The sequence below is a fragment of the Actinomadura sp. CNU-125 genome (assembly GCF_001942465.1).
In the GTDB taxonomy this organism is placed as follows: domain Bacteria; phylum Actinomycetota; class Actinomycetes; order Streptosporangiales; family Streptosporangiaceae; genus Spirillospora.
Map to the genome: position 1 here is coordinate 1 of NZ_MKJY01000235.1, position 8,413 is coordinate 8,413.

The 8,413-nt window shown below is 71.2% G+C and carries 8 protein-coding genes and 1 pseudogene; 3 read left to right on the plus strand and 6 right to left on the minus strand.

Annotation, left to right across the window (positions count from 1 at the left end; all coding sequences use genetic code 11):
• The 4 genes and pseudogenes from BJF79_RS25905 to BJF79_RS25925 form a co-directional block, all read right to left on the minus strand.
• A pseudogene (locus BJF79_RS25905) lies at positions 1–972 on the minus strand (ABC transporter ATP-binding protein); the annotation flags it as partial.
• 234 nt (positions 973–1,206) lie between these two features.
• Complete coding sequence (locus BJF79_RS25910) at positions 1,207–1,884, minus strand: phosphatase PAP2 family protein (protein ID WP_262402590.1); 678 nt, start codon at positions 1,882–1,884, stop codon at positions 1,207–1,209.
• Positions 1,885–2,071: 187 nt separating this feature from the next.
• Positions 2,072–2,767, minus strand: a complete 696-nt coding sequence (locus tag BJF79_RS25915) for a DedA family protein (RefSeq protein WP_083733920.1) — start codon at positions 2,765–2,767, stop codon at positions 2,072–2,074.
• Between the two features lie 655 nt (positions 2,768–3,422).
• Complete coding sequence (locus BJF79_RS25925; protein WP_262402591.1) at positions 3,423–4,622, minus strand: tyrosine-type recombinase/integrase; 1,200 nt, start codon at positions 4,620–4,622, stop codon at positions 3,423–3,425.
• 106 nt (positions 4,623–4,728) lie between these two features.
• Here BJF79_RS25925 and BJF79_RS25930 point away from each other — a divergent pair, with 106 nt between their 5' ends.
• Positions 4,729–5,190 carry a hypothetical protein gene (locus tag BJF79_RS25930; RefSeq protein ID WP_075901235.1) on the plus strand — a complete coding sequence of 154 codons (462 nt, stop codon included), beginning with the start codon at positions 4,729–4,731 and terminating at the stop codon, positions 5,188–5,190.
• 380 nt (positions 5,191–5,570) lie between these two features.
• On the opposite strand, the gene BJF79_RS25935 is transcribed toward BJF79_RS25930, so the two are convergent.
• Both BJF79_RS25935 and BJF79_RS25940 read right to left on the minus strand, forming a co-directional pair.
• The gene (locus BJF79_RS25935; RefSeq protein WP_075901237.1) at positions 5,571–6,098 is read right to left on the minus strand and encodes a hypothetical protein; all 528 of its coding nucleotides are present in this window, start codon (positions 6,096–6,098) and stop codon (positions 5,571–5,573) included.
• Positions 6,099–6,112: 14 nt separating this feature from the next.
• Positions 6,113–6,673 (minus strand): hypothetical protein, encoded by a 561-nt coding sequence (locus BJF79_RS25940; RefSeq protein ID WP_143220168.1) that lies wholly within the window; start codon positions 6,671–6,673, stop codon positions 6,113–6,115.
• 424 nt (positions 6,674–7,097) lie between these two features.
• Here BJF79_RS25940 and BJF79_RS25945 point away from each other — a divergent pair, with 424 nt between their 5' ends.
• A complete protein-coding gene (locus BJF79_RS25945; RefSeq protein WP_075901241.1) occupies positions 7,098–7,394 on the plus strand; it encodes an ArsR/SmtB family transcription factor in 297 nt (98 codons plus the stop codon).
• Between the two features lie 248 nt (positions 7,395–7,642).
• On the plus strand, positions 7,643–8,413 hold a 771-nt coding region (locus BJF79_RS25950), incomplete at its 3' end, for an MFS transporter (protein WP_143220169.1).

The following is an 8,413-nucleotide window of genomic DNA, read 5'->3' on the forward strand; positions in this document are numbered from 1 at the left end:
TCCCGGCCACCGCCGTCCCCACCCCGGTCACCGGCCCGCCCTCTCCGCGGCGAACGACGACGCCGCGTCGTACTCCACACTCGAACCCGGTCAGCTCCATGTACGCCTCCTCCAACGACGCCTGCACCGCCGTCAGCTCGAACAGCGGCAGCCCGGCCGCGTGCGCGGCGTCCCGACCCGCTCCGCCGTCGCTCCCGCCACCAGCAGCTCACCCTCGCCGCCCCGCCGCACCCGCGCCCCGTCCGGACCCAGCCGCGCCTCCAGCTCCACCGCCAGGTCACCGGCGCGGGGACTGCGCACCCGCACCGAATTGCCCGAACTCGACGCGATCACCTCCGCGACCGGCGCGTCGGCCAGCAGACGGCCCCGGCCGATCACCACGAGCCGGTCCGCCGTCAGCTGCATCTCGCTCATCAGATGCGACGAGACGAACACCGTGCGACCCTCGTCGGCCAGCGACCGCATCAGCCGCCGCACCCACAGCACCCCGTCCGGATCCAGCCCGTTCACCGGCTCGTCGAACAGCAGCACCCCCGGATCGCCCAGCAGCGCCCCGGCGATGCCCAGCCGCTGACCCATCCCGAGCGAGAACGTCCCCGCCCGGCGCCCCGCGACGTCCTCCAACCCCACCGCCGCCAGCACCTCCTCGACCCGGCGCGCCGGGACGCCGTTGCTGCGCGCCATCGCCAGCAGATGCCGCCGCGCCGACCGCCCCGGATGCACCGCCTTGGCGTCCAGCAGCGCCCCCACCTCCCGCAGCGGATGCGGCAGCTCCCGGTAGGCCCGACCCCCGATCAGCGCCTCGCCCGCCGAAGGACGGTCCAGACCCAGGATCATCCGCATCGTCGTGGACTTCCCCGCGCCGTTCGGCCCCAGGAACCCCGTCACCCGGCCCGCCGCGACCTCCATCGTCAGGCCGTCCACCGCGACGCGGTCCCCGTACCGTTTCGTCAATCCCCGCACATTGATCATCGTGTCTCCCGATCCGTTCTCACCCGCACGAACCTAGGAGCCGGGGGAGGGGCCGGGCAGTGCCCGAACGGCACCGCCCGCCCCCTACTTTCGGCACCCCCGAGGACACACGGACGGGCCGCGCCCGCGACGCTCGCACGCCACCGGCACGGCCCGTCCGCACCGACCAACCCGCACAAAAGAACCGCGGCGGAGCACGGTCACCCGCCTCCGCCGCGAAAACCGCCCGAACCCTCAGCCGCGCGGACCCCGCCGCGGCACCACACCGCCCATGACGTCCGGCATCGTGACCGCCGCGTCGGGCTCCGCCCCGACGGCCCCCTCCGCCGCACCCCCGGAAACCGCACCGCCCACCACCGCGGGCCCCCGCGCGCCCGGAAGCCCGCCACCGGACGGACGCGGGCCCAGCAGCAACACACCCACCGGAACCCCCCGCAGCACATCCACCAGCGGCGCCAACGCCCGCACCAGCACCACCGCCGCCACCGGCGCGGCCACGCACCCCAACACGAAACCCACGGCCACATCATGCGGATAATGCACGCCCACGAACACCCGCGAGAACGCCATCAGCAACGCCAGCGGCAACACCACCGGCGCCATCGCCCGCCACGCCACCACGATCACCGCCGCCGAAGCCGCCGCGATCGTCGCGTGATTACTGGGGAACGACCAGTCGCCCGGCGCAGGACACTCCGCGATGTTCATCGCACCCGCCACCGCACGGCACGGACGCTCCTCCTCGATGAACGACTTCGAAACCTCGCTCACCAGGTACGCCGCCACCACCGCGAACGGCGCCGCCAACGCCAGCCCCATCGCCCGCGCGTCCGCGCCGCGCGCCCGCCACCAACCCGCCACGAACAGCGCGGCGAACAGCAGCAACCCCGCGTCCGTACCGATCTCGGCCATCGTGTGCACCCACGACGGCGTGCCGTGCGCGAACTCGGCGATCTCCCGGTACAGATCCGCGCTGAACTCTGGCGCCTGCATCCTCTCCCTCTCCATCGACGCGGCCCACCCGGCAAGTCAGACCCCACCAGGACCGCGAAAGTTCACCCTACGGCCACCTCGACGCAAAGCCTGTCACGTCGGACGATCAAGCGCCGGGAAAAGTCCCCACCCGAGACGCCTCCGGCACGTTCTCCCCACCGGCGGCGTCCCCACCGTCCTCTTCACCGTCCTCCCCACCGCTCTCGCGGCCGTCCGCGCGTCGCCGACGCACAACGAAACGGACGACCTCCACCACCGCCGTCACCGACAACGCCAACCCCAGGCCGACCGCGACGCCCTTCAGCGGATCGTTCTCGAACGCGACCCCGCCCAGATAGCCCAGCAGCGCCCCGTACAACCCCCACGACACCGCCGCGATCCCCGCGAACATCGAGAACGACCGCAGCGGATACCCCACGGCGCCCATCGTCATCGTCACCGCCGTCCGCCCGCCCGGCACGTACCGCGCCACCACCAGGATCAGCCCGCCGCGCTCGGCCAGCGTCCGTTGCGCCCACGCGAACGCGCCGTGCCGCCGCGTCCCCGGCCGCAACCGCCGTTCCAGCCGCCCGCCCGACAACCGCCCGACGGTGTAGGACACGTGGTCGCCGACGAACGCGCCCGCCGCCGCCAGCACCACCACCGGCACCAGATCGGGCTGCCCGGCCGACGCCGCGTACACGCCCGCCGTGATCACCGTGCTCTCGCTGGGCACGACCGGGAAGAACCCGTCGATCACCGCTACCGCGAACAACACGAGGTAGAACCACGGCGAGGTCACAGCCGTGTGCACCAGTTCCATGACACCGTCCATGGACCCCGACGCTATGGAACGGCCGCCGCCCGGGACATCGGCCGAACGACCACCGCCACCCCCTACTTTCGGCAGTACCACCGCCCCTCCCCACGCCATGATGGACACCCATCCAAGCCAGGGGAGGGGCATGACCACACCACCGGCCACACCGGCCCAACCGCACACCGAACCCGACACCACCCGACACCACCGCCACCCCCTGCGATGGCTCACCGCCTGCGCCGTCCTCTACAGCCTCTTCCACCACCTCGGCTTCGGCCTCGCCGGCCTCGGCACCATCGGCCACACCCGCTGGGCCGACTGGGTCGACATCCTCACCCCCTACACCGTCCTGCTCACCGCCGCCGCCGCACTCCACACCGCCCGAGCCGACCGCACCGCCTGGCTCCTCTACCTCACCGGCGCCATCACCTACGTCGAAGGCCACGGCATCCACCTCGCCGCCAACTCCGTCGGCAATGACACCCCCGGCCTCCCCGTCGTCCACCTCTGGGACGAAGTCGCCGGCCACTACATCTGGTACGCCGGAACCGCCCTCGTCATCGCCGCCCTCGCCCGCGCCCTCGCCCGCCACCCGGCACCGCCCGCACCCCTCGCGCTCGTCCCCGCCCTCGCCACCGGCCTCACCTGGACCACCAACTCACTCGAAGGCGGCACCGCCCTCATGGGCATCATCGTCGCCGCCGCCTTCACCGCCTGGGGATGGCACACCCGCCACCACCTCGGACGCACCCTCATCATCGCGTTCGCCCCCGCCGCCATCGCCCTCACCGCCTACGGCATCTGGCAGCACGGCTTCCCCCAACCCACCGAACTCGGCTGGCTCTGACCCCACCGCCCCCAACAACGGATGCACCCGCATCGCCGCCTCCAACTCACCCGGCAACTCGTCCCGATACCGCCCCAGCGTCGCCAGATCCGCATGCCCCAGCACCCGCCGCACCGCGTCCATGTCCGTCGCCGCCGCCAGCAAATGCGTCGCCGTCGTATGCCGCAACCCATGCGGCGTCACACTCCGCCGCCGCCCCGGCTCCACCCGAGCCAGCACCCGATCGATCACCCCCTGCACATCACCCCGCGCCAACCGCCGACCCCGCCACGACAACAACAACGCCTTCGGCTCCCGCCCCCGATCCAGCAACACCCGCCCCTCCGCCACGTACACGTCCAGCACCTCCACCACCGGACCCGGCAACGGAACATCCCGCGTCCGCCCGCCCTTACCGAACACCCGCCAATACCGCGTCCCCCCATTGACGAAAAAATCCTCGACGTTCGCCCGCGTCAACTCCGACACCCGCGGCCCCACCGCCGCCAGCAACAACACGATCAACCCGTCCCGCAACTCCGTCCGCTGATCCGCCCGCCGCCCCGAAACCGCACCCGCGTCCGCCAACCCACGCGCCGCACCCAGCAACCCCTCCGCCTGCTCCACCGTCAACGCCCGCCGCTCCGCACGCAATCCGCCCCGATGCCGCGGCCGCACCGTCACCGCCTGCATCGGATCCAACTGCACCCACCCCGCCACCACCGCGTACCGGAACAACGCCGACACCGACCGCCGGAACCGCGCCTGCGACGAGGCGCTCTGCACCGCACCCCCCGGCGCCGCCTCCACCGAACCGGACCCCGACCGCCGCCCGTCCGGCTTCCGCGCGAACCTCAACAGCACCGCGTCGACGTCCGCACCCGCCAGATCGTCCAGCACCCGATCCGCACCCGCCAGCGCCGCGAACGTCACCGCATCCCGCGCGTACACCTCCGCCGTCCCGGGCGCCAGCGCCCCCGTCACCGTCTTCGCCCGCACCATCTCCACATACCGGTCCACGCTCTCGCCCACGGACACACGCTCAACATCGATCGGACGCACCCCGCGGACGCTACCGCCCACCACCGACACGCACACCCGAACAACAACGTCACACCCGCGCCATAAGATCACCACCATGACCGCGCGAGAACTGTTCGACCAGGCAGCAGAGATCGTCCGCGCGGCCACCCCGCCCGACCTCGGCACCCCTCACCTGCACGTCCGCCACAACGGACTCAAAGCCTGGTTCGGCGCCCCGAGGCCCGAACGCGAACACTACGAAGCGCAGCTCATCCCCGCAGATCTCGCACCCGGCGCCGCCGCCTCGGCCCTCGAGATCGGCTTCCACGCCGAACACCCCGCCGAACCCGACAACCAGGCCGTCCTCGACCGCCTCCGCACCACCGAGCCCACCTGGCGGCCCCTCCTCGGCGACGACCCCGTCACCGGCCCCTTCCTCGGCCGCACCACCTGGCGCCGCATCTCCGAGACCTGGCCCGACCCCGTCCTCGACACCCCCGACCTCGCCTTCGACATCGGGGTCCGCCTCATCGACTACATCCGCGCCCTCGAGCCCCGCCGCCGCGCCACCACGTGACCCGCCCGGGGGAGACGCCCACCGGCCCGGACGAAACGTCGCCCGAAGATCACTCTCGGTGATCACGGCCCGACATCTACCTCTCCGCAACTTCGACCGAGGCAGGGGAGAACCTTTCCGGGCGCCGCCATGGCGGCCGACCTCGGCCGGGGGCCGACTTCGCCCTCCGCGTTCCGCCCGACCGTGCGGCGCAGCGGAACGCCGAAAAAACGGTCGAGTCGGAACAAAATACGCGCCTAATGCCATACCGGACAGAATTCAGCTTCTGTCCGGTATGGCATCTCTTCGCGGGCGGCCACCGCGGAGGGGAGCGGCGGTGACGCGCGCAGCCACCGTGCACCCGGCCCGGCACACGGACGGCCCGGCGCCACCGCCGGCCGTCACTTCTTGTACGGCGCCACCTTCTCGTGCAGTTCCCGCATCGTGTCCTGGAGGAGCTGCCGCAGACGGTCGCGGTCGCCGCCGCCGGCGTCCGCGTAGTCGTCGATGTCGATGATCTGCTTCTTGGTCGCCGTCACCGAGTTGAGCTGATGATCGAGCTTGATGTCGCCGAACCACGGGCTGCGCAGCATGTTCGCCATGTCGGTGCGGAACATCGCCACCAGGTCGTCGGGATCGGCGATGTGGTTCTTCACCTCGGCGACGAACGTCAGCGTGGCCTTGCTGCCGAGCACGGCCTGCTGCAGTGCGGTGTCACCGGTCTTGCGGTCCAGCACGATCGTGAAGCTGTAGAGGGCATCGTCGCCCACGGGCTTGAACCGCACGTACTGCAGGTCGCCGCCGGACTTGATGCCGATGACGGGGCACCCCATGTGCGCCATCGTGAACACCATCTCGCCGATGAGCGCCTCGTCCTTGCTCTCCCGCGCCTCGGCGTTGTTCTTGAACTTGTTGATCAGCGAAAGCATGGCGTTCCTCCGGTTCAGGCGGCGATGCGGCCGTGCAGGTACTTCGCGCAGGCCTGCGAGACGGCGGCGATGTGCTCCTGCAACACCGGGTACTTCACCGTGTAGTGATCGGCGAAGTACTGGTCCAGGTCGAGCAGGAGGGGCACCTGGACGTACACGTAGCCGGTGCCCAGGTCGGCGTCGACGGTGAGGACGCCGGGCTCGCCGACGTCGAGGAAGCCGCTCTTCACCTCGCTCTTCAGCGCCTGCCAGACCGTCCGCGCGTCCTCGACGTACTCGCCGTAGGCGATGGTGACGGACGCGTGGTGCTGCAGCACCTTGGCCGAGGCGACGTCGCCGGTCAGGTGCGTCAGCTCGAACATCAGCCGGTGCTTGTGCTGCCGGTGCTGGAACCGGAGGTAATGGTGCCGGCCGTCGGAGTTGAGGTCGATGAGGGCGTTTCCCTGGGCCACCGCCGCCGTGATGACGGCGCCGACGAGCAGGTCGTCGATCTCGCGGGCCTTGAGATCCTCGGAGAAGCGGTCCCAGCTGCGATGCACGAGCTGACCGAAGACCTGGTCGAGTTGTTCGCTCACGGTCACCTTCCGTCGCGGGTCGTGGATGTTCCGGGACTGAGACTCCCGCGCCCGCCGGTCGGTTTCATCCCGATCCGGCGGAATTGGCCGTCATCGTCCACACGCCGGTGCCGCGCGGGCATCGTCGACCCGGAGGTCAACGGGGTGGGCGGGCCGGCAAACCGGCGTCGTGCGCGGGCACGGCGATGCGTGGACGGTGCGGGTCCGCGCCCGTCGTTCCGCCCCTCTCGCCGCCCTCCGAGACATGGTCGATAATGAGCATTATGTTAAGTAAGCCGAAGGCGGCGCCCTCGGCGCCGATGGTCCCCGGGGTTTCACACCGGATGCGTCGACGGTGGCCGGGTCGCCGGGTGTCGGCGCTGAGCGGTCGTGCGCTAGCAGCCGATTGAGGTACGATGCAAACCGTACCTAATGGGGGTGGTCAGTGGATCTCGGTCAGGTGTTGCGGGCGCTGGGAGACGATCGCCGACGCCGGGTGGTCGCCGAACTGGCGGTCGATCCGTCCGGCGCCGAGCGGGCGTGCGGTTCCTTCGACCTGCCCCTGAGCAAGGCCACCCGCACACATCATTTCCGGGTGCTGCGCGAAGCGGGGCTCACCGTTCATCGCGAGCACGGGAACGGCAGCGCCGTGACGTTGCGCCGGGACGAGATCGAGAAGGCGCTGCCCGGGCTGCTGGAGTTGCTGGCCGACGAGTACCGGCGGCGGACGGCCGGGGCCTGACCGGCCCCGTCCCCCGACGGGTGATCTTCGATCGTTGCCGAGGGCCTCTCCCCCGTGTCCGGTTCGCCGCCCCGGCCGCGGGACCTGCGGCGCGGACGTGGTCGACGGATATCCGGAGCGTGCATGGTGCCTCTCCCCCGGTGGTCCGGACGGATTCGGGGGTGCGGCCGCCGGGCTGTGGGCGTAGGGTTCGGTGCATGAAGCGACGACGACATTGATCTTCACCTGAGGCGGGGCTCGCGCGGAGGTTGTACACCTACGCGTTCCTCGAGGATTTCATCGTTCTGTACCCGGTGTACGCGGTGCTGTTCGCCGATTCCGGGCTGTCCCCTGCCGAGATCTCGTCGCTGTTCGTGATCTGGTCGGTCACGACGTTCCTTCTCGAGTTGCCGTCCGGTTTGTGGGCGGACGTGTTCTCGCGCCGGTTGCTGCTGGTGATCGCTCCCCTGCTGGCCGGTGCGGGGTTCGGTTTGTGGGCGTTCGTCCCGTCGTATCCGGCGTTCGCGGCGGGTTTCGTGTTGTGGGGCGCGGGTTCGGCGCTGCGTTCGGGGACGATGCAGGCGCTGGTGTACGAGGGGTTGGAGCGGGCCGGGGCGGCGGGGGCGTATGCGCGTCTGATCGGGCGGTCGGAGGCGGTGTCGTTGCTGGCGGTGGTCGCGGCGTCGGGGTTGGCGGCGCCGGTGCTGGCGGTGGGCGGTTACCGGGCTTTGGGCGTGCTCAGCGTGGTGGTGTGCGTGCTGGGTGCGGTGGCGGGGTGGGCGTTGCCGGAGTCGCGCGGGGGCGGTGAGGAGGGCGGCGGTTCGTTCGCCGGGGTGGTGCGGGAGGGCTGGCGGCAGGTTCGGGACGGGCGGGGTGTGCGGGGCGCGGTGGTGTTGTCGGTGGTGTTGATGGGCGTGACGTCGTTGGACGAGTACGTGCCGTTGGTGGTGCGGTCGACGGGGGTGGCGGCGGTGTGGGTGCCGCTGCTGGTGCTGGTGGTGACGGTGGGCGACGCGGTCGGCGGCTGGTCGGCGGGGCGC

Bases quoted from the DNA above. Each gene is read 5' to 3' on its own strand.
- BJF79_RS25910 (WP_262402590.1), bottom strand. From the start codon at position 1,884: ATGGCCGAGATCGGTACGGACGCGGGGTTGCTGCTGTTCGCCGCGCTG.
- BJF79_RS25935 (WP_075901237.1), bottom strand. From the start codon at position 6,098: ATGCTTTCGCTGATCAACAAGTTCAAGAACAACGCCGAGGCGCGGGAG.
- BJF79_RS25915 (WP_083733920.1), bottom strand. From the start codon at position 2,767: ATGGAACTGGTGCACACGGCTGTGACCTCGCCGTGGTTCTACCTCGTG.
- BJF79_RS25930 (WP_075901235.1), top strand. From the start codon at position 4,729: ATGACCGCGCGAGAACTGTTCGACCAGGCAGCAGAGATCGTCCGCGCG.